The following is a 25736-nucleotide window of genomic DNA, read 5'->3' as shown; positions in this document are numbered from 1 at the left end:
CAATATACAGATCTGTCTGTATAAACATATAGCCCACTTAAATACATTAGACTTTAGTCTAATGTATTTGTGACAAAATAAAAATAAGATGTCGGCTGGGTAACGAGTGAATAAATAATTACACCCAAAATATCATTAATAAATCAGGAACATAACAATGACTTCGCCTTTAATGAATAATTACCTAAACTTTGCTTCTGGAATTGCCCATCAGCAATATTTACCAGCCGAAGAAGGTATCCTTAGGGCATATAACGATGGATGTACCCACTGGTATGTGGATGGAAGTTTACATGGGGAAATGGTTCCAGACTGGTCTGATGAACGAATCGAAGATCTAAACAGCTTAATCAAAAAATATAATGTACAACCTATTTTTCACGGTAACTTCAAAGCACCATTAGGTAGCGATGTTGATTATTTACGAGAAGCAGCGGTTGTATATGTTAAAAAAGAAATTGATATTGCCGCAAAAATTGGAGCACCTTTAGTTATTCACGGTGGTGGTATTGTAGAACCAAAGAAAATTGTATTGGCTAAACAAAAAGCTCTTGATAACTATATTTTATCTATTAAAGAATTAGCTGAATATGCTGCTGAAAAATCAGTTGATATTTATTTAGAGAATTTATCAAATTATAAAAACTATCGTCCCTTCCATTATGTGTTTACCCACATGGAAGAATACGATTATGTTTTTAATAAAATTGACCATAAAAATGTCTATTTCTTCTTAGATGCAGGACATGCAAATGTGGGTGAAGGTGACCCAGTTGCTGTGGTAGATAAATACCATGACAAAATTAAAGGTATTTCTTTTAGCAATAATAATGGTGAACAAGATCAACATTTTAGTATTAGTCGCGGCACTGTAAATTATTCTGACTTTATCGAAACAATTAACCGCCACAATTGGAAAGGTCTTGTTGCCTTTGAGGTGAGAGACAAAACTACTTTAGATTCAGTTAAAGAATTGGCAAGCGCATAAAACTAAAAGCCTTCTGAGGAACATCAGAAGGCTTTTTTAATTTAAGTAATTCATTTTTAAAAGGATATATGAAGTGAGTGGTTTACTAGTTTTCATAACAATTGCCTTTCTTACGCTATCTAGTCCAGGCCCTGGCGTTTTATTTACAGTTACAAACTCAATCAATTACGGCGTCCGTACAGCCCTATTTGGAATTATTGGGTTAATTATTGGTATGTTTGTCATTGCAGTCATTTCGGCAAGTGGAGTGGGTTTAATCATTACCAGTAATCCCACTATTTTTACTGTATTGAAATTTATTGGTGCATTTTATTTAATGTATCTAGGTTATAAAAACTTTTTAAAAACATCACCTTCTCAAGATTTATTAGACACTGAAACAAGTGAAAAAGCGGTAAGTAAATCTAAATTATTCTATCAAGGATTATTCGCATCACTTCTCAACCCAAAAACGATTGTCTTCTTTATTGCCCTATTTCCACAATTTATTGATATAAAAGAAAAAATAATAAACCAATTTTTAATACTTTCTTTAACTTTTTGCCTAATTGGTTTCTTAATCCATTTGGTATACGCTAATTTTTCTTCAATTTTTAAAGAAAAAATGCTGTCGGGAAATAACTTTGCTCGATTAAATAAAATCAGTGGCTGTATCTTTTTTATTCTCGCTGTTTTGCTGATTACTCAATAAATGAAAAAACAGTTATAAACGCTTTTAAGCTAGAAGCGTTTATCCCTTAAAGTATTTCCGCACTCATCCAACTACTTCTACAAATTTAAGCTTGAAGAGATTGCTGATTTAATCTGGATTGAATCAGCAATTTATATGCCCCACTTTTAAAAACCTATTGTTTTAATTTAATTTTATTTAATGACATACATAAAGCTTTTTTATCGGCCTCTTTAAGTTGAGGGTGCTGTACAGTCCACATGTAGCTACAGCTATAAGGAGCTTTGTTATTATTTTTCTTGAGTTCATAGGCTATATTTTTTAAAAGCTCAGTATTTAGCGTACTAATTTTTAAACGTACATCGGCTAAATCTTGCGGTTTCCAATTGCTTTCTGGACTCGACAACCAGTCTGCGCGATATCGGTACTGAATTGCCTTCGCAACATTCATTTGAGTCACAATAAATGGCTTTACTGTTTCACTACTTAGGCCAAAAGAATCGGCTTCAGAAAGTGATTGATCAAGAACTTTCTTTTCTTGAGTTAAATCTTCAATCGGCAAATGCTGTTCTGCTTTATAACCCGCGACATCTTTCATATAAGATAAACGCTCGTTAATTAAACGAGCAGTTTGATCATATTGATATGCTTGCGCTAATGAAGAAACACACATGAAAGCTGCCAACGTACAAACCACTTTAACAGCTGGCTGAGCACTCTTAATTTTTGCCATGTAAATACCTATCGAAATTATTGTTCTGTTGTCATTCCAGATCAGTACTGTATTTTAACAACATGCGAAAGTAAAATTTCAAGATAGGCTGAGTTCTTGACTCCATGCCGAATCAGGCTGCTGATAGATATGTTGGCACACTTGCTTAACAGATGAAATAAAATGCTGGTTCTGTCCATCCCATTTTTCAACCATGCAATAGCTAATATGAATGCCTTTAGGATGAAACTCTCTTGCTAATGACTGCGCTAAAGCACGAATACCCGCAAACATGCTTTGGCTTAACACATCATAATGGATCGAGTTGTTAAATGGTGCGCCAAGAAAAATAACAGTGCCCCGCTGCTGCTTTAACATCGGCTTAATCACAGCTTGCGCCACACTCACCGCACTTAAACCTGTGGTCTGCCAATTGTGTTCAATCTCTTTTAAAGATAAAGCCTCAATATTTGGCGAAGATGAAAAATTCGGTTGAAACACACAGAGTTCAATTGTATGTCTTTGAGTGGAAATATAACGCACCAAGCTTTTTAAATGATCTGCATTTACTAAGTTCAAATGAACTGCTGTCAAGCCATCGTTGATGGAATGAACTTGGATTTTTTGTGCAGCCGAATCATGCACAACTTGATAAAGGTGTAATGGAAATTGTGCATTTTTATCTAAAATTACAAAATCACGCTCGATTAAGTGTAAATCATGACCAGCAACGACAACACAGCCCTGCTTTTTTTGAAATCTCTGACATATTTTTTTTAGCATTTTAGTCTCTCTCAAAATTTTTCTTGGTAAGGGCGTAAATCGAGTTCATGTGTCCAAAGCTTCGGTGTTTGTTGATAAAGCATCCAATAGTTTTCTGCAATTGCATCAATATTGAGGCCACCCGTGCCACGTGTAAGTCGGGCTAACCGCCCCAGACCAAATAATGCTTTATTTACCCTATCGCCATCGACCATTCCATCAATAATCACATGAGCAATATGTATGTCTTGTGATTTATAGATTTGAGCTAGATTGAGTGCATAAGCCCGCAAAGCAGATTTACCCATGGTAAAAGCTGCGAAAAAAGGTTTCCCTCGTAAAGAAGCGCTCGCACCTGTAAAAATAAGCGTACCGTGGTTTTGATCTTTAAAGATTTTCAGACAGCTTTGAGAAACTAAATAAGCTGATAAAAAAGTGGATTGCCACATTTGCGTAAAAAACGACAGCGGACTGCGTAAAAAGATTGAGGGAATATTTCCCCCCACATTATGAATGACAGCAGTAATGCGCTCATTTTGACTGGTGATTGTGTCAAATAAAGCTTGTACTTGCTTTATATCTTCTGCATCTAAACGAAATGCGACAGCGTCCCCACCTTTCGAATGAATTTCGGCAGCCACTGCTTCAATTTTCTGGAAAGTACGCCCAGCGACATAAACTTTTAAACCTTCTTTTGCAAAACGATGGCTCACGGCTGCACCAATACCTTGTAATGCACCAACGCCAATGACAACTGCACAATCTATTTTTTTATCTGGTGTTGCTAATGTCATGGTCATTTCACCCTGTTTGTTTTTTATACCATAAAGCAATAAACGGACGATCCAAAATTTCTTTACTAAATTTTTTGCTTGTGCGAACCACTTCACCAAGTTGAGCGACCACCGCAATGTCGGCAATTGTCTGAGAGTCTCCAACTAGCCATTCACTTTGCGATAAAACTTGTTCGATACGGTCAAGGTGTCTTCTAAACTCTGCTTCAACATTTTCAGCTTTCATTCGACCTAGACCTTGAAAGAAAAGCTGTGTTTTTAACTCGGCTAAAATAAATCCTTTTACCATTGGTCTTTCATACGCTGGGCGGCCAATACTACTAATGCGAATTGCTTCTTTTAGCGCATCTGGGTCGTTTACACGTAAATAGACTTCATAAAAATAGAGAGCTTCATCTGCCCAGTCTTCCCACAGCTCTGCAAGTGCTTTTTGATTTGGATCTTCTGGATAAAGCCGTGGTGTATCTGGATATGTTTCTTCTAGGTAGCGAGCGATTCGGGTACTGTCTTGTATTCGCTGTCCATTATGGTCAATTACAGGTACTTTACCCACTTTACTAAGCAAAGGAACTTTAGCCCCCAAAATGCCGTTATAGTTAACTGTTTCAAATGAAATTCCTTTAAATTTTAAAATTCTTGAAACTTTCTGACAAAATGGGGAAATTTCCCATTGATGCAAAACAATATCCGACATTTATTCACCTTTATTTTAATTGCGTGTTTAGCCAACTAGTTCTTTTTTAGAACCAATCAATAAATATACAGAATGTATTTTTAAGTCAAACTGTTTTTGATGACGAATAAGTTTTAAAAAGCCAAAATTAATTGATTTATATAATTTTATGTTTAGCCATTTTTAATGAATATAATTGAAATTACGCGGAACCATGCGACTAAAATAGAACCGCGTATATTTGATAAATTAATAAGTCACTGTCACAACAACACTATCAGAATAGCTTCCTGGTGTACTTGCAATGGAAGTACCTTGTGGAATTTTTCCATAGACAGGTGTGCTTTGAGCGCTACCTGTTCCTGTACCCGATACCCCACCGGCTCCCCCGATATTGGTCACGCCACCTGTGGTATCCCACACCGTACTATAATTAGAGTCCTTATATAACTGATAGGGAATATATTCATTATTACCATTAGTCATACGCCTGAATCCCCCAGCAATACGGTTGTTTCCATCTCCTAAATAAATGCTATATGGCGTTCCATAATTACAGGTCGAATTTACTGCTCCTTGCGCTGTGTAATCCCGCTTAGTCGTACTAATATCATTAATATTGCTGAAATCTACTGTTGAGGTTGAGTTTAATTGGCACATACTTGGTACCACAAAATTCGCTGTTAAAGTTACATTTCCAGAGTCCCAGCTGAGTAAATCACCTAAACATAACACCGCTAAAAGATCCATATCCCAAAATAGTTGAACCGTAGCTGTATAGGTTCCTTTAGGGTAGGCAATGAGTGACCCCGTTCGAGCTGGTACTTTCACATTTACTGAGTAGCTAAGAATATTATTTGAAGCAAGTGTTACCACTGGACCATACCAAACATTGGAGGTTTGGTTGGTGGTAGAAGAACCTGCTCCACCTACAGTTGCAGTGACCGTATATGGTAAAGTCACACTATTATTCGCAGTAGTTGCTCCTGTAAATACTGTCTTCATACACATAAATGGAGATATCTGAGGTATTATTCCTCCATTCGTACAAGTAATTGTTCCTGAAAGGTTTACAGTTGCATCACTATTAATATTTGCTGCTGTGTAGGTAAAGGTATTATTTGTGGTTCCAGCTACCGTACAAGCAGCATGTGCTGGACTAAAAAATGCATAAACAAGATAAAATAAGCAAATACCTATAAAGTATTTTAAAGACAATGAAAATTTCTTATAGCTCTCTATTTGAGCCTTATTCATAATATTTAATGACATACATAAGGTCCCAATTTTTTAGTTGAGTACTGATTACTGTTATATGTGAAGTCAACTTGGCATGAACCATGATCCAGAAGATCGACTTCAAGCTGGTTTTGCTTTAATAGGTTTGGAATAAATACTTCACCGTCGTAGCCAACTACACCCTCTTGCTGACCATTAATTCGAACCGTATAACCCGGTAATAAAGGTGAATTATTCTGGTCAACAAGTTTTACTAATCCAGAAATGACCTGATGAGCACCAAAGTCAATAAGACCCCCTTGGCGATAACCCACAACTGTTTTCTGGTCTGTAGACTTCACACTCCAATTCAAAGGGAGATACGATGGATCTAAATAAATATGGTTCTCTCTATATGGCATGAGGCTTGGAATAAGAAACCTTCCAGATTTATCTGTTGTTCCTAGATTTACTCCACCATTTAAAATTTGGCTTTGTGGCCCAGCATTGGTCACAACTGCGTAGCCGTCTCCAATTTCATTGGCCGCAAAAATCCGACCTGCTGCCGCAACCAATGATCCTGTCGCTGAAACTGCAACTTGGTCATTATCTCCAATTCGGTTATATCGACCTGTCAGATAAGCTGCCCGAGCTCGGTAAGAGCCATAAATTGAAGCATTATTCTCTTGCGCATCCTGATCACGTTCAACATAGCCTCCCCATCCAAATGAACCGATTTGAGGTTCTGATAAACCGAATAATTCTTGGCGATACCTTAGACTGCCGTTGTCACTAGAAACACTTGTAATCGCATTAACTCGGGTAGATGGTGTATAGCGCAGCGCAAAGTAAATGCCATAGTCTTTTTGATTTTCATAATCTTTATAAGCTGATGCATAAAAGCCCCAGTTTTTGTTCAGAGTTCCGCTTAAATTGGCAGATACTAATTTATTAGCATTGTCGCTATATTTGATCTGGTTATAACCCAGATAGGCGCTATACCCTTCGTAAAAGTTATAGCTCATCCCTGCCCTAAAAATCTCATCTGCCAATGCACTGTAGCTCAGGTAGTTCTGCGGCTCAGAAGTCATCTGGTTATCTTTTAAATATCGAATTTGAGACACGCGGGCAAGGTCAAAGTAATTATCAAATACCTTACGGTAACTGGTATTAAACGAAATGTTCTTACTAATGCGTCCTTCTAAGCCAAGCAAAGCAGAATAACCGTTTTCATCTTTATACTGGCTCGCTGCAATATCAGCATTAACCACTCCAAAACCAAACAGGTTCTTGGCAAAACCTGTGCCTAGATTTGATAGGCCATCTGTCGAAGCCTCTGCACCACCACTTAAAGTCAGTGAGTTGCTGTAGCCATATCGAATCGCACCCGAAGCAAAAGTGGCATCATCATAATCGTTTGAATACAGTCCGTAGTTATAGCGTGGAACACCAACATCTACTGAGAATTCATTAATGCCTTTTGCCAGAATTTTGGATGAAAAATAGTAAGCCTGTTTAGTAATGCTCTGCTGACCCGTTGCATCAGTAGTCACAAGGGTAACTTCATTGCCTGAAATAAACGGGAGCTGCTTAATGTCAAATGGGCCTGATGGCACAAGTCCTGAATAAATCTTTTGCTGGTTAACGTATAAATCTAAAGTCGAAGGAAGTGCAGCCGAGCCTGAAAATTGCGGCAGTGCCGAGGTGACAAGATCACCTCGTTGAGTATAAGCACTCGACCACTGGAAACCCGCCAAACGTACACTATTCCCCCAATCAGAACTATTGGAAATAAAATCCCCTAAGGTATATATCCTGACTTTTTCAGGATCTACATATTGCCACTTACTTTCTAAGCGCACCCATTTTTCATGGCTATAACTCGTTTCATTACTACCGTTGTATAAAACGCCCGAAGAAAAGTTACCAATTGCGCTGTTAAAAATCCCTTCTGCCGAACCTGAGAAAACATTCTCGTCATTGGTTATAGTGTTATACAGGCTGTAGTTCAGAATAGCCGCATTTAAGGGCTTCATTTTCAGCAAATGAGGACTGGTGACCTTCTGGCCGCTTAAATCAACTGAGTAACCAGTTAACATGCTCGACGGAACTTGTAAATTTAGAGCCTGTTCATTCTCTAAATATTTGAACTGGATTCCTTTTAGCTCGTTAATACACACCCATTGGCTATCAGGAAGCTGCTCATCTATTTTTAGTCTTAACGTTTTTAACACACCTGAACGGATAAATAACTTTCCATCCTTAGATTGCTTCGCAGCAACTAAGTCTTCAGATGCATTAGAATTAATAGAAACATTTAAAAATAATTTAATGAAATTAACTTCTTGATCCTGTTCATTCGTCTCTAATTGTGTATATTTATTATTGCTACCAACTGATTTAGGAACACTAGGAACCGCAGTATTCGTATAATCTTGTAACTGTTCGGCAAAAGAATACACAGGAAAATACGTAACACATAAGACACCTATAATGTATTTCATATAAGCCTCTTAAAGTGTGGTTTTCTTGCCGTTAACTGTCAGAGATACACTGTATTTATGATTTGGCTGATAGGTAAAGTTACTAATCGAGTAGCTTCGTGCCTGCTCCGCAAGAATATAACCATTTACGGTATTTACTTTAATCGGGTAACTTTTATTCGCTGTTGTATCAACAAGCATTAAATTATTTAAGAGCGCATGTCGGTTTCCAATATTACTAATATTTAAAGAAGGCGCTTCCTGATTTGTATCAATTTTCCAATTTAGTTTAGTGATTGCATCTCTATTGACTACAAATACGGGTAATGATGAGCGAAGTAATACATTTACGCCCTGAGCAGCTTTACGGCTATCTATTGGTTTTGGTAATTCATCAATAATAATACGATAGGTTTTTTCACCAGAAATAGGTGTTGGATTAATTCTGACTACACGTAAGTTATAAGAATCATTAGGTTGTAATTTTAAAAATGGTGGACTAATGGCAATCTCATCTGTAGGTGTTAACTGATCTTGTCCATTTTTTTGAGTCCATTCAAATACGCGAATCTGCAAATCAGTACTTTCATTTGACTGATTAAATAAACTAATTGATGAAGCATTTTGATTACTTAATATTTCTACATTCACAGGCGAAAGACGGATTGTCGCGGCGTTAATAGAGCTAGATAAAGATAAGAATAATCCCGTAATAATAAAAATATTTTTTTTCATAATTTGCTCAAATATAACTTTTTTAATGTATTAGCCCTTTTAAAAGGGCTAATGTATTTTTAATTCATACAAATTAATAAGTTACCGTTACAGTTACACTATCAACATAGCTACCAGCACTTGGTAAAGTTGTGCCGGCAGGAATACGGCCATAAACATTCACTGTTTGAACATTACCAGTTGCAGTTCCACTATAGGCAGTTGTTGCAATACCGATTGCTGTGGCACGTCCTGTGTCAGAGAAAAGGTTGTAAGGGATATATTCGTTGCTAGTTGCACCACCAATCATACGACGTTGAGTTGATAAAACATTCTGACCACCATCAAATGACAAAGTCCATGGCACAGTATTATTACAAAGAACTTTAATTGAGGTACCACCTGTTGTTGTGGTATCTGCATCGACATTGCTAGTAAGTGAACTTAGTGTACCAAAGTCTAAAACTGCATTTGTTGTCGTTCCGGTTGCAGAAGTATTTAAGACACAACTATTCGTTACGGTTGCCTTAACAGTTAATGTACCTGTTGCTGTAGCTGCATTTGCTGCATTGAGGGAAAATAACCCTACAGCAATGAGTGATAAATGAAAAAAAGTCTTCTTCATAGTTAAAACCTTTTAAATGAAATTGTTAAAAGTAATAGATATAAAAAATTTGCCACTTATTCTTACAATCATTTCTATTTAAGGGCTCCTTATAAAGCTTATTTTTTTATCCTATTTTAAATATAATACACAAAAACAATTAAAATGCATGTTCACGTTATTATTTTTATTTCCAATCTATAAAACAAATTTACCTAAACTTATTCTATGGATACAAAAAACAATAATCACAAAACATAAATATATGATTTAACTAAATTTAATAAAATTATTAGAGAAAATATTAAATTAAATTTAAATAAATATTACAGAATCGAGCTCACCTTAAAAAATTAGATATTATTTCTTAATTTATTTATTTTTATATTATTTATCTCTTTAATTTTCATTTTATATTATTTCTTAAAGATCCATCTTCAAAAAATATTAAGTTTTATAATTTATAAAACAATAAAATGATAAAACTTAGAGCTACAGATGAACTACAACAAGGATATTTTTGTTTATTTAAAACGTTGAATAACTATTACAAATATAAAAAAGTAAAGGCCTCTTACGAGACCTTTATTAAGTATTTTTAAATAATTAAACGCTTAACATACTATTTAAAGTTTCAGAAACGTTTTTCGATTTCACTTTAGGCTGCAATGCTTGTAAAGCCTGTTGCACTTGAGTACGTTGCGGTTCAGCAAGTGTGTACCAACGCGACAATACCTGTAACAGACGTGAACCTAAAATTGGGTTCTTTTCATCTAGATATTGTGCAAGGTTAATAAAATGAGCTACACCAAAGCCCCAAGTGTTTTCAGGGTTATTTGACAACCCTCCGCTCACCGCACGAATACGGTTTGGGGTTGTTAAATCATAGTCAGGATGTTGAGTCAGGTACTCGATTGTTTCTGCTATCGCATTTGGGTTTGCTGCCTGAATCATGAACCATTGATCTAAAGACAACGCTTCATCTTTAAAGCGGTCATAGAAATCAGCAAGTGCATCTTGAGCTTGAGGCGCATTTTGCCAAACCAATACACGTAACGCCCCTAAGCGTTCAGACATATTACCTGTGTTTTGATATTGCACGTGTGCAAGTTCAAATGCAGTTTGATCGCCCTGACGAGCCATCATCATCAACATAATATTCTTTAACGCACGTACACCCATCGCCAAAGAAAACTCTTTTTGTAGGTCAGGGTCAAGTGTAAGGTAAGTATCTTTCCAGAATGAACCCAACTCTTGTGCCAAACGATTGAGTAAGGCCTCACGTTTTACATGAATATCGGATGGTGCATAGTTCTGATCGATACGGCTACCTAAGTAACCTTCACTTGGTACATCAAACAAACGCGATGCTAAAAGCGGGTCACGACCAACTAGCTCAGGTAAAGTGCTTTGAATAGCTTGAATGTACGCATCGGCAGAATGGTCTTCTAGCAAGATACGTTCAAGCAAGGTTTGGGTGGCTTGCCATTGGTTAAAACCATTCGTTTCGTGCTGAATTAAGAATGCTAATTCTTCATCGGTATAATCAAATACAAGATTTACAGGAGCTGAGAAATTACGAAGTAGCGACACCACTGGTTGCTCAGTCACGCCAGTAAATTCAATGCTTGCCTCGTCTTGATCAAACAAGTACACGCCATCTTTAACATCGTTTACAAATAGGCTGTCACTGTGCAAAGTATATTGCTCACCTGTTTTAGCATTAAAGAGTGCTAAAGCCACAGGAATCGGAACAGCTTTTAAATTTGGGTATTTAGGATGTGCTTTCAGGCTTTGTTTAAAGCTTAAACGGTAAGTTTGTGCTGTTGCATCATATTCACCGTTTGCTTCAAGCTTTGGTGTACCTGGTTGGTTATACCACGTTAAGAATGCAGATAAATCTACACCAGAACCAGCTGTTAAAGCAGCAACCCAATCTTCTACAGTTACAGCCTGCCCATCATGACGGCGGAAATATTCGTCGGTTCCTTGACGGTATTTTTCTTTACCAAGTAAGGTCGACATCATGCGGTTAATTTCCGCACCTTTTTCATAGACAGTCGCCGTATAGAAGTTATTAATTTCGACGAAGTGGTCTGGACGCGGCGGATGCGACAATGGGCCTGCATCTTCAGGGAACTGATGAGATTTAAGCACAGCGACATCATCAATACGTTGAACCGCAGCAGATTGTAAATCTTCTGAGAAAGATTGATCACGGAATACCGTTAAACCTTCTTTTAAGCAAAGTTGGAACCAGTCACGGCAAGTAATACGGTTACCTGTCCAGTTATGGAAATATTCATGGGCAATTACAGACTGTACACGCATAATCGCTGCGTCAGTTGTATATTCTTCGTCGGCAAGTACACATGACGTGTTAAAGATATTTAAACCTTTATTTTCCATTGCACCCATGTTGAATTGGCTTACCGCAACAATCATATAGTTGTCGAGGTCATAGGCACGGCCATAGTGTTCTTCATCCCAACGCATTGAGTGCTTTAATGCTTCCATCGCGATATGACATTTTGGAATATCTTTCTCAATTGCATAAATTTCTAAAGCAACATCACGCCCTTCAGACGTCGTATAACGATCTTTAAGTACAGCTAAATCACCAATGACACAAGCAAACAAGTAGCTTGGTTTTTTAGTCGGGTCTTGCCAGATGGCAAAGTGGCGGTTTTCGCCAACTTCACCTGTTTCTAGCAAATTACCATTGGCAAGTAACACTGGATATTTTTTGTCTGCTTCTACACGGGTAGTAAAGACTGAGAGTACGTCTGGACGGTCTGGATAGAACGCAATTTTGCGGAAACCTTCAGGTTCGTTTTGGGTTACAAACAACTCATCGGCTTTATATAAACCTTCTAATTGAGTATTGGTTTCAGGATGAATAATGACCTGTGTTTGTAAAATGACTTCAGCTGGTGCGTTAGTGATCACCAATTGCTCACTATCGAGTGAATATTGTGCAGAAGTAAGAATTTGTCCATTTAACTGAACAGATTGCAACTCAAGATCACGACCAAGTAAAACCAGATCGCCCTCAGTTTGGCGCTTCATCACCAACGTTGAATCAACAATTGTTTTATCGTCATATACTTGAATATCAAGATTAATTGATTCAACTAAAAACGCAGGTTTTTGATAATCTTTTAAATAAACTGTTTGATCTGCCTGAACTGGAGGCTGCGCCGCAATATTCATCTTTATTCCTTATATACTCGTCTAAAACGGCAGTATGAGTCGCCATGAAATATCATACGCCAAGTCATACATACTGTATTTGCTTACCTTTATAAAATTAATGGGACTTCATTGATACATTTCAAATTAGAATCTGGTTTTATTAGCACAGATTAGACCAAATTTACGATAATCGTTGTTTATATAAGCAATCTATACAATAAAAATAAAACACCTTTAGCTTTTAACATTTTTTAGAGTCAGCTTACATTTTGGGCATGGTTCTTGCCTATTTAAATAGACCAATATGGGTATTTCAATAAGAGCAAGAGGTGTCAATATGGAATTAAAAGCACATTTTCATCGTTTAGAAAATATTAAAGCGATTCATGATTTACATGCGGCAGGACTCGATCACCATGTGATTGCAGTGTTCTTAACTGCGGAAGGTATTTCTATGACCACTCAGGAGGTTAGCTCCATTGTGAATACTTACGATGCACTAGGCAAAGTAAAATTACCAAGTAAAAAAGTACAGGCACTTATTAATGCCAAAAAACTTGGACAGAATGATGAGAACTTGCCGTGCCCTGTTTAATCAACAATTTAACTCGCGATAAAGACCTAAAATTCTCACATAGATTTTAGGTCTTTTTATTTTAACAACAAACGCAACTCGCAATCTCAGCCATATACAGTACGGCTGTGTATAATAGCCCCATCATTTTTTATTTTATGTTCGGAGCAAAATGGCCTTACAAATTCTACAGAAACAACTGGATGAAAGTAGCCATTGTCCTCTCTGCCAAGCTTCAATGTACTGGGTAGATGCCGAGCAATTTGAACAAGACATTCAATTTCATGAATGTAGTCATTGTCAGCACCGCATATTTAAAGATGAAAAAATGACGTGCCACTGTGAGACATGCACAAAACAACGGAAAAAGCTTTTACAGCAAACACGCTTACAAGAACAACGCCAATTTAAATCAAAAGAACAACCACAACGCAGTCTGGAACAGCTCAGTTTTTTGCATAAACTTTTCTTGCTGAGTCTTTTAGATGAATATGCGCGTGAAGAAATCACTCATGATGAATATATTCATTGGGACAAAATTAAATATCATCAGATCACCCCTAACTGGATGTTTCAGAGCTATTTAATTAAACAGCTACATAAAGATGGCATTTTGAATGCAAATGATCAAACTGAAGATCCACAGTGTTTTTATTTAAATATTCGTTTAGATGGCTACAGCGATCCAAGTTTATTTAGTGTGGCTCAACAACTGCGGAACTGGTTTTATGAAAATTTAAGTTACGGCGTTCCCTTTCGTAGTGCAGATGAAGTTAAAGATGTACTTTTTCAGGTGCTCTATCAAGAAATTATTCAGTTCATGCAATTTTATTGTCGAACTTGGGGCATCCAGATTGCTGGGAATTCAAATTTCCAAAGCTTTTGCTACCGCTTAATGGAATCATTGGCGATTGGACAGATCTATTATCTAATTCAGACGGCACTCGAATACCTTTATAAACAAAAAGCATTGCAGCCTCGCAATGATAAATTTATTAACACCAATTTATTAAAGAAAACATTAGAGCAATATCGTGAGAGAGCCTTAACTGAAAAGTGGGAAACCTCCATGCTGCCTCGTCCTCATAATATTCCCTATAGTAAAATGAGTTATATTTTGCTTAACCGTTTCTTAGGTTATGACGAACAGATATTTGTACAACCTGTATGGAAAGCATGGCGCAAAATTGAACCACGTTTAAATTTTTATTCTGTCAAACGTTGTATGCATTGTGGTTCAAATGATTTAACCGTTGATTATGATGCGGCAGATTATGTTTCTTTGATTTGCCAAAAATGTAAGCATCAGGACCACTATTTTACCCACTAAATCTATATCACTTTAGCTTACTAGGGATAATAATATGACATCGACATCTAGTTTGATTGAACAGGTCATTGAAGCTTGGCAAAGCATGCAGGCAAAAACGCCTCTTGTGCAATGTATTACCAATAGCGTTGCAGCTAACTATACAGCCAATGTGTTACTCGCTTCTGGTGCTTCCCCTGCGATGATTGATAATCCTTATGAAGCAGAAAGTTTTACCAAAATTTCATCGGCTTTAAGCATTAATTTAGGCACTCCGACTTCAGAACAAATGCAAGCCATGCAAATTTCTGCAAAAACAGCACAGCTTAATAACATTCCGTGGGTACTTGATCCGGTGGGTTATGGGCCAGTTTTAGCTTGGCGCAGTCAAATGACAGATGAGCTTTTACAGTTTAAGCCTAGCGTTATTCGTGGTAATGCATCAGAAATCAGTACACTTGCAGGTAATCAAGTTCAATCTAAAGGTGTTGATAGTACCCTAAGTAGTGATGATGCCTATCGACAAGCTTACGCGCTATTAGTACATACCGACTGTATCGCAATTTCAGGTGAGTCAGATTACATTTTATCTAAAGAGCTAGATGTCGTTATTCAAGTTAACGGTGGCAGCCCCTTACAACCCAAAATTACAGCAACTGGTTGTGCTTTAGGTGCATTAATCGCTGCATATAGTGCGGTAACGACTCCAACCATTGCAGCGCTTTCAGCCCATGTGCATTTTGCAATTGCGGGTAAACTTGCTGCCAATCAGGCACAAACCATGGGAAGTTTTAGTACCATTTTTATGGACTATATCCATATGTTAGATGCCAATCTGATTGAGCAATATGCAAATATAAAGCTATTAGGTTTAAAGGCATAATCGCAAGTTATGCCTTTACCCCACTACTCTTATTTTAAAAGTAAGTAGATATCTGTAATAAGGTCACACTCTTTCACATCATGCACAAAGTTATGATAGTGAAAGAAAACTGGATATTCCCCTGCTTCTTCGGCTTGCTCAGGTAACCAGTTTCTAAAGATGTAATAAACACTATCTTTAATCTGGTCGTGGCTACCCAAATGTCTTACGGTCGCATAACGACCGGCAGGAATTTCCCCTGTTAGTACGCCGTAACTATTTTCCGGTATAGCCTTTTCAATTGAACCAGCAATATCAAATCGAAACTCGTCAGACGGAGTCTGCTCAGGGTCAGCAAATGGAATACCATAAGTTCTAGACTTGGTCACAGGCGATAGACCTGTTTCTTTGCGCCAAGCAATAAAACGTGCAGCGGTTTCAAAGACTTTATCTGGACTGCCTAAATGAGACAGATAGGCAATCTTTTCAGCAGGACGCTCAACAATATTTACATTCATTTTTAGCTCACTTTTTGGAAGTGTAAAAACAAACTTCTGGTGCCAAGATTCCCAGTCCGGTTTATCTCTAAAAGCCCGAGGAGTTTGATCAAATGAACGCTTAAATGCACGAGTAAATGCCTCTGGACTATCAAACCCTGCTTGCAATGCTATCTCAATAATTTTGAGATCTGGTTCAAAAGCCAATTGAAAAGAGGCCCGCTTTAAACGAGAAAGTTGAATAAACTTCATCACATTTAAACCAATATGAATGGCAAAAATACGATGAAAATGAAACTTAGATAAAGCGGCAATCTGGCTCAATCGGTCAACATCTAAATCTTCATCTAAATGTCTTTGAATATAATCGCAAACCAGTTGCAGCTTTTGTATATATACAGCCATACATTTATGTCTGTTCATTCGATAGCACTACTTTTACATAGTGCTGATCTCTATTCTTGATCGAAATTGCGCTTTTTAGTGTTATACAACTTGCTTGAAATAATCTTCTCTTGGCATATCGACAAGCTCAACGCACAATTGAATTTCTTTATTAAACTCTTGCTGTAGATAATTTTTATTGCTGAGCGCCGTTAATAGCTGGTCACCCATTAGCTGTTTTTGTTCGTCAGTTCTTCCCGACAAAATATAAACTTTTACATGAATATAAGCTTGATCAGCCCCTAAGCCAATGAGGAAAATCTCGTCTTTACGCGCACGGCTTTTAATGTCTTCTGGACTAAATAGCTCTGTCTCAATCAGTGTGGTATTAATTTCTTCAAGTAATTGTTTTGCGTTTAATCCAGTTAAGTTTTCTGAATAATCAACTACAACGTGCGGCATAGCCACCTCAATTTATGTAATAAGTAATTAAGCTAATTAAACTTTACTCAATAAATAATAAAGCTAATCGAACCTGATCATATCCCATTCGAGGACTGGTTGCTTCAACAATTGGTCTTAGTTTGATCGAACCATCATCAGAAAAATGATCTGGATTTTGACGTTTTTTCAGCTTCTTATAAATTTTGCGAATTTCTTCGACTACTTCTTCACCCGGATGGGCAACTGAAATATCTAGCTTTTGTTCTTTATGAAGTCGAGCCAAATGATTAATGATGGTTGCTGGTGTCAGACCACGCTCATGCGCGATGTCTTCAATTTCATAGCCTTCTTCAAACAACGCACGTGTCTCGTCTAGCGTTGCCGTAGCGTAATTTTGCTTTCCACCTTTTGCGAGTTTCTTCTCATTACGAGAAATCTCAGTTTCATTTAAGGTGCCGCCACAGTGACGAATAAAGGCTTTATGCTGAGCGGTTAAATCTACATCTGCAAAGTTGTCTTCAGCTTCTTTAGAAAGCTCTTGAAAACGGCGATCAGCTTTTACAGCTAAACTATCTAACTCTAAAGCTTGCTCGTTAATCCCTAATAACTTAAGACCAGTTAAAGATTTTAAACGCGACAATGCTACATAACCCTGACCTTTTTCAAAGGTATTCGTGAGGTTAATTTCAGCAGCTTCCAAAGTCATGCCTTGGCTTTTATGAATGGTAATTGCCCAAGCTAAACGAAGCGGAATTTGTTGAAAACTTGCAATCACTTTGCCCGCTTCGTTTTCGACTGACCATGTTTCAGGGGCAACTAACAATGTCGTGCCATCGGTTAGTTTTACCTTTGGCAGTAACCCGTTTTCATCATCTTCTTCAAAGCCAATAACTTCACCTAAACTCCCGTTGATATACCCCATATCAAAGTTGTTTTTTACGAACATGACTTTTGCATGTTTCTTTAGGGTGAGTTCTTCTGGGGCGCGTACCGAAGATTTTAAAGTTTCTAATAACTTTTCATTACCGTCTAAAACGGCATTGAATTGATGCCCTTCATTATCAATTTCATTTAAGTGCTGATAATTGATATTGTCGACATCCATATTATGCGTATAAAGACGAGTAAAGGTCTCACCAATATCATGCGAGCGTGATTGACGTAATGCGTGTAAATGATCTGATTGAATATTCTGCGCACGAATGGCGTTTAAAATCTGATTCAGAATTTCATCATCTTGACGGTGCTGTTCTGTTAAATAACATACGCGAAATTTGGCTTCGACCCATGCATCAGACATAAAACAGAACTTGTCACGGTTGGCTTCACTATTACGTCCAACGGGTGGCAACTGAAAGAAATCTCCAGCCACAATGACTTGAATACCGCCAAAAGCTTCATCACTTTCTTTAAAATACTTTAAAACCTGATTGACCAGATTAAGCTGCTTAGCATGGAGCATCGAGATTTCATCGATGACGAGAACTTGCGCATTTTCAAGGTGTTCCTTGAGATATTTACGCTCTTTCATACGTTTTAGGTCATCGTCAGTTAACTGATCTTTAATACCGATGCCCGCCCATGTATGAATGGTCATGCCGTTCATATGTGTTGCTGCAATACCTGTAGATGCCGTAATTGCTACTGGCACTTTACGTGCTTTTAGGTATTGGATGTACTGATTAAGTGTATAGGTTTTCCCTGCACCAGCCGAACCGGTTAAAAAGACATTTTCACCTGCTTTAAGCAGTTTAAGCGCAGTTTCCTGTTTCATAATCTCATAAGTACATCTTCAACAGCCCATAGCTTAACGACTTTCCCGAAAAAATTAAATGAATGTGCCAGAATTTCTGCAAAAACCATATAAATCAATAATTAATAATAAAATGATATTTGGTAGGTTTTTGGTAGGTAGGAAAATAATCCTCACATCACAATACTAAGGCCATGGTGAGGCTCACCTGTAATAACAAACAATGGATTTATGGAAGAAGGAATCACTCCATGGCTTTTAAAAATATTGCAGATCAAACAAACGGTTTTTATATTCCTTGTGTATCGCTCTTTGGACCAGGATGTGCCAAAGAAATTGGTACAAAGGCACAAAACCTCGGCGCAAAAAAAGCATTAATTGTGACCGATGAAGGCTTATTTAAATTTGGTGTCGCAGATCTTATCGCAAACTATTTAACTGAAGCAGGCGTTGCGAGCCATATTTTTCCGGGTGCAGAACCTAACCCAACCGATATTAATGTTCATAACGGTGTAAATGCCTATAACGAAAATGGCTGTGACTTTATTGTCTCTCTAGGTGGCGGTTCATCTCATGACTGTGCAAAAGGGATTGGTTTAGTCACTGCTGGTGGTGGTCATATTCGTGACTACGAAGGCATCGATAAAAGCAAAGTGCCAATGACACCACTGATTGCAGTGAATACAACGGCTGGTACGGCCTCTGAAATGACTCGTTTCTGTATTATTACCAATACAGACACTCACGTAAAAATGGCAATTGTCGACTGGCGTTGTACCCCTCTTATTGCCATTGACGATCCAAAACTCATGATTGCAAAACCGGCTGGTTTAACAGCGGCAACAGGTATGGACGCGTTAACCCATGCAGTTGAAGCATATGTGTCTACGGCGGCAAATCCAATTACCGATGCGTGTGCAGAAAAAGCGATTACGATGATTAGTCAATGGTTACAACCTGCTGTCGCAAATGGTGAAAATATCGAAGCGCGTGATGCAATGAGCTATGCACAGTACTTGGCTGGTATGGCATTTAACAACGCATCTTTAGGTTATGTTCATGCAATGGCTCATCAGTTGGGCGGTTTTTACAACCTACCTCACGGCGTATGTAATGCAATCTTGTTACCACACGTGTGTGAGTTTAACTTAATTGCTTGCCCAGATCGTTACGCAAAAATCGCGGAGTTAATGGGTGTAAGAACTCATGGATTAACAGTGATGGAAGCTGCATATGCTGCTATTGATGCCATTCGTAAACTGTCTTCGTCTATTGGTATTCCATCTGGTTTAACAGAGCTAGGTGTGAAAACTGAAGACCTTGCGGTGATGGCAGATAATGCTCAAAAAGATGCGTGTATGTTGACCAACCCTCGTAAAGCAAACCATGCACAAGTTGTGGAGATTTTTAAAGCAGCACTTTAATACTGATGTAATGGCATATCCCTCTAGTAAGTCAAATCCCTACGACCGTTGACTTACTTTTTTCGGGAATACTTAGCTCCAGCGGTATTCCCTTTTTTTAGAAACTATATTCCAACCCTCTCTAAACCTGATTGACAATTCGCCCATTTCATTGAAGGATACTCAGCATGTCTTAATTACAATAGCTCGATAAAAATGAATACATCTTCAGCTAATCAAACTTATGTTCCAGATATTTTAGGTACTGGCTACGAACAGCTCACACTCAACTTTCCTAATGATTACGAAGGAAAAGTTGTAGCCACCTTAGTCCGTAAAAAGGCCGCTCGATCGACTCAAAAAGCCGTGCTGTATATTCATGGTTTTTTAGATTATTTCTTTCAAACCGAAATGGCTGAGCAATTCAATGCTCATGGTTATGACTTCTATGCGCTAGATTTAAGAAAATATGGCCGTTCAAAGCTACCTCATCAAATTTTCTATAATGTGCTTGATTTAAATGAATACGATGCTGAAATTACACAAGCATTAGAGATTATTGGCAAAGAACAGCACACACAAGTCTTGCTTGCAGGGCATTCGACTGGGGGTTTGACAGCGACGCTTTATGCTGCCCATAACCCAAACCACCCTCTGATTAAAGGACTTTGGGCAAACAGCCCGTTTTACGATTTTAATTTAAGCTTGGTCGAGAAAAAATTTGGTATTCCAGTACTCAGTCGAGTAGGAAAATATCTGCCAAAAGTTAAATTCCCAAGTCAATTAAACAAATGGTACACCGCGAGCCTTCACAAACAGCTCAAGGGCGAATGGGACTTTAATCTGGACTGGAAACCTACCTCTGCCCCTACGGTTCAACTCAGCTTTCTACATGCGATTCATACGGCACAAAAAGAAATACATCGCGGGGTTAAACTGAATATTCCCGCCCTGATTATGCATTCTCATCAGACTAAAAACCCTAAAAAATGGGGAGCCGATGCGACTCAAAGCGATGTAATTTTAGACGTTAAAGACATTGAAAAATTTGGCAAAAAAATCAAAGGTGATGTCTCTGTTGTCTCTATTCACAATGGCTTGCATGATTTAGTCCTTTCGGCCCAGCCAGTACGAGAACAAGTCTATCAACAATTATTCCATTGGCTGGATCAAAAAATCACTTAACTGAGCTTAGGTGAGTCAAGGTATTTCATCAGCAATTGATGCGCGGGATGTTCGCTCGGTACTAACTCCATAAGACGTTCTACCGCATCGATTGCTTCAGGAAAATGAGCTAAATGCTTAAGTAATAAATCCGTTTCTTGCGTTTTAAAAATTGCATCGCTCAAACGCGATTCAAGGCAGTCACGCCATGCGCACAAAAACGGACTTTCCGTTTTTGCCAGAAACACACCTGTGTAAAGCTGCAAAGCTGAGGCCGCATATCCTGCATCCAGTGCTTGTTCCGCTTGTAAAAAATCGGCTTCAACATGTACCAGCAAACGATATGGGCGTGAACCCAGTAAACCACCCAAAATATCTCGTAGTTGAGACATTTCAGCTTTAAGCGTACCCATACTGACTTTACGTTCACCATAGAGCGCCTGATAAAGATGCTCTAAAGTTAAACCATGTGGACATAACGCCAATATGGTTAAAATTTCAATTTGACGCGGTGTTAATAATAAACTTTTGCCATTAAATTTAACTTGTGGCGTCGAAAAAGCACGGATATGTAATTGCTGGCGCTGCTGCTCTAGCAAAGCAGATTGAATAATGGATGCACAACGTTCAGCAGCCAATATTCCTAAACTATTATGATTCTTCCACGTTGTTGATAAATCAACGACACCGAGGGTTTGTTTTGAGTATGGATCGATAATCGGTGCGGCATAGCACACCCACTCGTGGATCGATTCCATGTAATGTTCATTTGAAAAAACACAGCTTGATTGTTGAGTTTTTAAAGATAAAGCCAAGGCATTTGTGCCTACAAATTCTTCACGCCACTGCCCACCTTGTACAAAATGTACACGTTCAGCAGCACTTTGCATTTGAGCACTGGGTGCAGTCCAGATAATGGTACTGCCGATATCACCGACAGCAATCACCATTGAAGACTGCTCTGCAATATGACGTAAATCATCGGCACACTGACTTAAAGCCATATCTAAAGCATTTTGTGAAGCAGATTTTTTTTCGACTAAAGGAGCCGCAAAACGCTCTTTAGGAATCGCAGCAGAAGCTGATCGTTCCCATGAGCTTGCAATACTTTGGCCGAGTTTGGCAGCATTCTGAGGAGAGAGACTATTTTGCGTGCGCAGTTGATCAATCAACGTCCGTTGCTGCAATAAATCCTTTTTTGTGAACATTTGTAAATTCCTTATATATCCACATTTCTATTCCAACCTTTCTCCAACCTTCTTCTTTATATCCTAATTATACAAAGTACGAAAGTACCTACTGACAGGGTTCTTGTTAGTCTTTAGTCCTAAAAAGCAAAGGAATATTTATATGCGCTATATCGATCCAAATCAACCAGGCTCAAAAGTTCAATTTAAATCACAATACGAAAATTTTATTGGCGGTGAATGGGTAGCACCTGTAAAGGGTGCGTATTTTGACAACGTATCTCCTGTTGACGGAAAAGCTTTCACACGTATTCCACGCTCTAGTGCCGAAGATATTGAGCTCGCTCTAGATGCAGCACACAAAGCGAAAACAACATGGAATAAAGCATCACCAACAGTACGCTCGAATATCCTTTTAAAAATTGCTGATCGTTTAGAAGCAAATCTTGAAATGCTTGCTGTTGCAGAAACTTGGGATAACGGTAAAGCAGTCCGTGAAACTTTAGCAGCTGACCTTCCACTTGCGATTGACCATTTCCGTTATTTCGCTGGATGTATTCGTGCTCAAGAAGGCGGCATCTCTGAAATTGATGAAGATACCATTGCGTATCATTTCCACGAACCACTCGGTGTAGTTGGTCAAATCATTCCATGGAACTTCCCGATTTTGATGGCAGCATGGAAACTTGCACCTGCTTTAGCAGCTGGTAACTGTGTTGTGATTAAGCCAGCTGAACAAACTCCAGTGGGTATTTTGTTGGTGGCTGAACTCATCCAAGACATTTTACCACCGGGTGTCCTTAATATTGTCAATGGTTTCGGTTCAGAAGTCGGCCGTCCTTTAGCGACAAACCCACGTATTGCAAAAATCGCGTTCACAGGTTCAACCCAAACTGGACAAATGGTGATGCAATATGCGACTGAAAATATTATTCCAGTGACATTAGAACTTGGCGGTAAGTCACCAAACCTTTTCTTTGAAGATATCTTGGACAAAGAAGATGACTTCTTAGAAAAAACGCTTGAAGGTTTTGCGATGTTTGCCTTAAACCAAGGTGAAGTATGTACTTGCCCTTCTCGTGCTTTAGTACAAGAAAGTATTGCTGATCAGTTCTTAGAAATGGCTGTCGAGCGTGTAAAACGTATTAAAACTGGTCATCCACTTGATACTGAAACGATGATTGGTGCTCAAGCATCTCTACAACAACAAGAGAAAATCTTACGTTGTATTAACACTGGTCGTGAAGAAGGTGCAGAACTCTTACTTGGTGGTAGCGGCCGTAAAGAAGTAGGCGATGGTTACTATGTCGATCCGACTATTTTTAAAGGTCACAATGGCATGCAAGTTTTCCAAGAAGAAATTTTTGGACCTGTACTTGCTGTAACAACGTTCAAAGACTTTGACGATGCAATTAAAATTGCCAATGACACCATGTATGGTTTAGGTGCAGGTGTATGGTCACGTTCAGCTCACATTTCTTATCGTGCGGGTCGTGCTATTGAAGCGGGTCGTGTTTGGACAAACTGCTATAACATCTACCCTGCACATGCTGCATTTGGTGGTTACAAGAAGTCTGGTATTGGCCGTGAAAACCATAAGATGATGCTAGATCACTATCAACAAACTAAAAACTTATTGGTGAGTTATTCAACTAAACCAATGGGCTTCTTCTAAGTTTCGCACCAAGTTGATACCAAACTATCAACACTAGAAAGAAGTAAGATGACTAATTATATAAGAAGCCAGTAATTTAGATTGCTGGCTTCTTTATTTACGATTGTTAAGCTTGAATTTTTATCTTTTAGAATAAAAAAGCTCCATTTACTCTCTGAAGTGCTTCATTTAGGCATTGCTTTTGCATTGATTCATACAAACCCACTCGCAGGAGTATTGTATGAATCAACCAGAAACAGCTTCCGTCATTTCTTCAAGCACAGAAGTCTCATCAGCAGAATATTTTGCTCAGCGTCAACTCAAACAAGGTACGGTTGGTTGGTTACTCCTGATTGGTTTAGGCGTAGCTTATGTAATATCAGGTGATTTTGCTGGCTGGAACTTTGGTATTGCTCAAGGTGGCTGGGGCGGTATGTTTATTGCCACTGCCCTCGCTGCAATCATGTATCTGTGCCTATGTCTATCTATGTCAGAAATGTCCACCATGATGCCGACAGCAGGTGGCGGTTATAGTTTTGCACGTGCTGCCTTTGGTCCTTTCGGGGGCTATTTAACAGGAACAGCCATTTTAATTGAATACGCAATTGCTCCTGCGGCGATTGCCGTGTTTATTGGTGGTTATTGCGAATCTCTATTTGGTATTAATGGCTGGATGATTTACCTCGCCTGCTACGCCATTTTTATGGGCATACATCTGAAAGGTGCCGGCGAAGCCTTAAAAATTATGTTCGCAATTACACTTGTCGCAGCTGTTGCTCTGGTTGTGTTTATTGTGGCAATGGTTCCGCATTTTAATGCACAAAACCTGTTAGATATTCCTGTTGGTACAGGTGTAGGTGCAAGCAGTTTTCTACCTCATGGCTATTTAGGTATCTGGGCAGCGGTTCCTTTTGCAATCTGGTTTTTCCTTGCAGTTGAAGGTGTTCCTTTAGCAGCCGAAGAAGCAAAAGATCCAGCCAAATCTCTCCCACGCGGTTTAATAGGTGCCATGCTCATCTTAACGGCGTTCGCTATGCTCATTTTATTCTTGGGTGCAGGCGCAGCAGGTGCAAGTACTTTGCAAAACTCAGGCGCTCCCCTCGTCGATGCTTTGGTTAAAGTTTATGGTACCAATACTTGGCTTGCGACTTTTGTTAACTTTGTTGGTTTAGCAGGTTTAATCGCGAGTTTCTTTTCAATTATCTATGCTTATTCACGTCAAATTTTTGCACTCTCTCGTGCTGGTTACTTACCTACTTCACTCTCTTTAACCAATAAAAATAAAGCCCCTTATCTTGCGATTATTATTCCGGGCATTATTGGGTTCTTGCTTTCACTGACCAAAGAAGGCGATTCACTTATTTTAATTGCGGTTTTTGGTGCAACCATTTCTTATGTGTTGATTCTTTTATCCCACATCAAACTACGCCTATCTAAACCCGACATGCCTCGTCCTTATAAAACTCCTGGAGGAATCGTTACTTCAAGTATTGCCTTAGTTCTAGCAGTCGCTGCTGTCGTTGCGGGCTTTGTTGTTAATCCGAAAGTTTGGTTTATTGCTGCCGGTATTTATATCGTTTTTATTGCTTACTTTTTATTCTATAGCCGTTATCATTTAGTGAAAGGTACACCAGAAGAAGAGTTTGCAAATATTAAAGCCGCAGAACAAGAACTATAAAAAAGGATGCAACT

General features: G+C 38.4%; 22 protein-coding genes. 9 read left to right on the top strand and 13 right to left on the bottom strand.

Annotated features, from left to right (window positions below; all coding sequences use genetic code 11):
* Window positions 1–157: 157 nt before the first annotated feature.
* Window positions 158–988: a sugar phosphate isomerase/epimerase gene (locus QLG01_RS08355; RefSeq protein WP_282496226.1), complete on the top strand. Its 831-nt coding sequence runs from the start codon at window positions 158–160 to the stop codon at window positions 986–988.
* Window positions 989–1061: 73 nt separating this feature from the next.
* Window positions 1062–1679 (top strand): LysE family translocator, encoded by a 618-nt coding sequence (locus tag QLG01_RS08350; protein WP_282496225.1) that lies wholly within the window; start codon window positions 1062–1064, stop codon window positions 1677–1679.
* 154 nt (window positions 1680–1833) lie between these two features.
* On the opposite strand, the gene QLG01_RS08345 is transcribed toward QLG01_RS08350, so the two are convergent.
* The 9 genes from QLG01_RS08345 to pepN all read right to left on the bottom strand — a co-directional run bounded on the left by QLG01_RS08345 (window position 1834) and on the right by pepN (window position 12831).
* On the bottom strand, window positions 1834–2391 hold the full coding sequence (locus tag QLG01_RS08345) for a chorismate mutase (RefSeq protein WP_282496224.1): 558 nt from the start codon (window positions 2389–2391) through the stop codon (window positions 1834–1836).
* Window positions 2392–2469: 78 nt separating this feature from the next.
* A complete protein-coding gene (locus tag QLG01_RS08340; RefSeq protein WP_282496223.1) occupies window positions 2470–3153 on the bottom strand; it encodes an SDR family NAD(P)-dependent oxidoreductase in 684 nt (227 codons plus the stop codon).
* An 11-nt stretch (window positions 3154–3164) separates the two neighbouring features.
* On the bottom strand, window positions 3165–3926 hold the full coding sequence (locus tag QLG01_RS08335) for an SDR family NAD(P)-dependent oxidoreductase (protein WP_282496222.1): 762 nt from the start codon (window positions 3924–3926) through the stop codon (window positions 3165–3167).
* Between the two features lie 7 nt (window positions 3927–3933).
* Window positions 3934–4620 (bottom strand): glutathione S-transferase family protein, encoded by a 687-nt coding sequence (locus tag QLG01_RS08330; RefSeq protein WP_282496221.1) that lies wholly within the window; start codon window positions 4618–4620, stop codon window positions 3934–3936.
* Between the two features lie 228 nt (window positions 4621–4848).
* On the bottom strand, window positions 4849–5871 hold the full coding sequence (locus tag QLG01_RS08325; protein ID WP_282496220.1) for a spore coat U domain-containing protein: 1023 nt from the start codon (window positions 5869–5871) through the stop codon (window positions 4849–4851).
* Window positions 5862–8321 carry a fimbria/pilus outer membrane usher protein gene (locus QLG01_RS08320; protein WP_282496219.1) on the bottom strand — a complete coding sequence of 820 codons (2460 nt, stop codon included), beginning with the start codon at window positions 8319–8321 and terminating at the stop codon, window positions 5862–5864. Before QLG01_RS08320 ends, QLG01_RS08325 begins: the two co-directional genes overlap by 10 nt.
* Window positions 8322–8330: 9 nt before the next feature.
* Complete coding sequence (locus QLG01_RS08315) at window positions 8331–9035, bottom strand: fimbria/pilus periplasmic chaperone (RefSeq protein WP_282496218.1); 705 nt, start codon at window positions 9033–9035, stop codon at window positions 8331–8333.
* A 73-nt stretch (window positions 9036–9108) separates the two neighbouring features.
* On the bottom strand, window positions 9109–9639 hold the full coding sequence (locus tag QLG01_RS08310) for a spore coat U domain-containing protein (RefSeq protein ID WP_151768634.1): 531 nt from the start codon (window positions 9637–9639) through the stop codon (window positions 9109–9111).
* Between the two features lie 585 nt (window positions 9640–10224).
* Window positions 10225–12831, bottom strand: coding sequence for an aminopeptidase N (gene pepN / locus QLG01_RS08305; protein ID WP_282496217.1), 2607 nt, complete (start codon window positions 12829–12831; stop codon window positions 10225–10227).
* A gap of 319 nt (window positions 12832–13150) precedes the next feature.
* Between pepN and QLG01_RS08300 the strand changes: the two genes are divergently transcribed.
* The 3 genes from QLG01_RS08300 (at window position 13151) to thiM (ending at window position 15579) form a co-directional block, all read left to right on the top strand.
* A complete protein-coding gene (locus QLG01_RS08300; RefSeq protein WP_013197392.1) occupies window positions 13151–13408 on the top strand; it encodes a hypothetical protein in 258 nt (85 codons plus the stop codon).
* Window positions 13409–13559: 151 nt separating this feature from the next.
* Window positions 13560–14717 carry a hypothetical protein gene (locus QLG01_RS08295; protein ID WP_282496216.1) on the top strand — a complete coding sequence of 386 codons (1158 nt, stop codon included), beginning with the start codon at window positions 13560–13562 and terminating at the stop codon, window positions 14715–14717.
* Window positions 14718–14751: 34 nt separating this feature from the next.
* The gene (gene thiM, locus QLG01_RS08290; protein WP_282496215.1) at window positions 14752–15579 is read left to right on the top strand and encodes a hydroxyethylthiazole kinase; all 828 of its coding nucleotides are present in this window, start codon (window positions 14752–14754) and stop codon (window positions 15577–15579) included.
* Between the two features lie 29 nt (window positions 15580–15608).
* Here thiM and QLG01_RS08285 read toward each other — a convergent pair whose 3' ends face one another.
* The 3 genes from QLG01_RS08285 to QLG01_RS08275 all read right to left on the bottom strand — a co-directional run bounded on the left by QLG01_RS08285 (window position 15609) and on the right by QLG01_RS08275 (window position 18657).
* The gene (locus QLG01_RS08285) at window positions 15609–16460 is read right to left on the bottom strand and encodes an AraC family transcriptional regulator (RefSeq protein WP_034591205.1); all 852 of its coding nucleotides are present in this window, start codon (window positions 16458–16460) and stop codon (window positions 15609–15611) included.
* Between the two features lie 81 nt (window positions 16461–16541).
* The gene (locus QLG01_RS08280) at window positions 16542–16901 is read right to left on the bottom strand and encodes a 5-carboxymethyl-2-hydroxymuconate Delta-isomerase (RefSeq protein WP_198308591.1); all 360 of its coding nucleotides are present in this window, start codon (window positions 16899–16901) and stop codon (window positions 16542–16544) included.
* Between the two features lie 43 nt (window positions 16902–16944).
* Entirely contained in the window at window positions 16945–18657 is a 1713-nt protein-coding gene (locus QLG01_RS08275) for a helix-turn-helix domain-containing protein (RefSeq protein WP_005306567.1), read from the bottom strand.
* Between the two features lie 230 nt (window positions 18658–18887).
* Here QLG01_RS08275 and QLG01_RS08270 point away from each other — a divergent pair, with 230 nt between their 5' ends.
* Both QLG01_RS08270 and QLG01_RS08265 read left to right on the top strand, forming a co-directional pair.
* Window positions 18888–20060, top strand: a complete 1173-nt coding sequence (locus QLG01_RS08270; protein WP_004791599.1) for an iron-containing alcohol dehydrogenase — start codon at window positions 18888–18890, stop codon at window positions 20058–20060.
* A 195-nt stretch (window positions 20061–20255) separates the two neighbouring features.
* The gene (locus tag QLG01_RS08265) at window positions 20256–21224 is read left to right on the top strand and encodes an alpha/beta hydrolase (RefSeq protein WP_282496214.1); all 969 of its coding nucleotides are present in this window, start codon (window positions 20256–20258) and stop codon (window positions 21222–21224) included.
* On the opposite strand, the gene QLG01_RS08260 is transcribed toward QLG01_RS08265, so the two are convergent.
* Window positions 21221–22411: a helix-turn-helix domain-containing protein gene (locus tag QLG01_RS08260; RefSeq protein ID WP_049836973.1), complete on the bottom strand. Its 1191-nt coding sequence runs from the start codon at window positions 22409–22411 to the stop codon at window positions 21221–21223. The two genes, QLG01_RS08265 and QLG01_RS08260, sit on opposite strands and share 4 nt — an antisense overlap.
* Window positions 22412–22553: 142 nt before the next feature.
* Here QLG01_RS08260 and QLG01_RS08255 point away from each other — a divergent pair, with 142 nt between their 5' ends.
* On the top strand, window positions 22554–24065 hold the full coding sequence (locus QLG01_RS08255) for an aldehyde dehydrogenase family protein (protein WP_282496213.1): 1512 nt from the start codon (window positions 22554–22556) through the stop codon (window positions 24063–24065).
* A 220-nt stretch (window positions 24066–24285) separates the two neighbouring features.
* Window positions 24286–25722 (top strand): ethanolamine permease, encoded by a 1437-nt coding sequence (gene eat, locus QLG01_RS08250; protein WP_282496212.1) that lies wholly within the window; start codon window positions 24286–24288, stop codon window positions 25720–25722.
* Window positions 25723–25736: the final 14 nt, after the last annotated feature.

Source organism: Acinetobacter sp. V89_4, from assembly GCF_029967875.1.
GTDB lineage: Bacteria > Pseudomonadota > Gammaproteobacteria > Pseudomonadales > Moraxellaceae > Acinetobacter > Acinetobacter oleivorans.
Note: the sequence above shows the minus strand (reverse complement) of the source record. Positions and strands in the feature narration are given on the sequence as shown.